Genomic DNA, 233 nt, shown 5'->3' with positions numbered 1-233 from the left:
ATCTTGGGGATGCCCACCTGGCGGCCCAGCAGGATGTGCTCGCGCGTTTGCGGCATGGGGCCGTCCGCGGCGTTCACCACCAGGATCGCGCCGTCCATTTGCGCAGCACCGGTGATCATGTTCTTGACGTAGTCGGCGTGGCCGGGGCAGTCGACATGGGCGTAGTGACGTGCGTCCGTCTCGTATTCCACGTGCGCGGTCGAGATCGTGATCCCGCGGGCTTTTTCCTCGGG

Annotated in this window: 1 protein-coding gene; it reads right to left on the bottom strand. The window is 65.7% G+C overall.

Annotated elements, in window-relative coordinates; genetic code table 11:
• On the bottom strand, positions 1-233 hold a 233-nt coding region (locus Q0844_RS20855), incomplete at both ends, for a GTP-binding protein (RefSeq protein ID WP_299049231.1).

This window comes from uncultured Tateyamaria sp. (assembly GCF_947503465.1).
Taxonomy (GTDB): Bacteria; Pseudomonadota; Alphaproteobacteria; order Rhodobacterales; family Rhodobacteraceae; genus Tateyamaria.
Note: the sequence above shows the minus strand (reverse complement) of the source record. Positions and strands in the feature narration are given on the sequence as shown.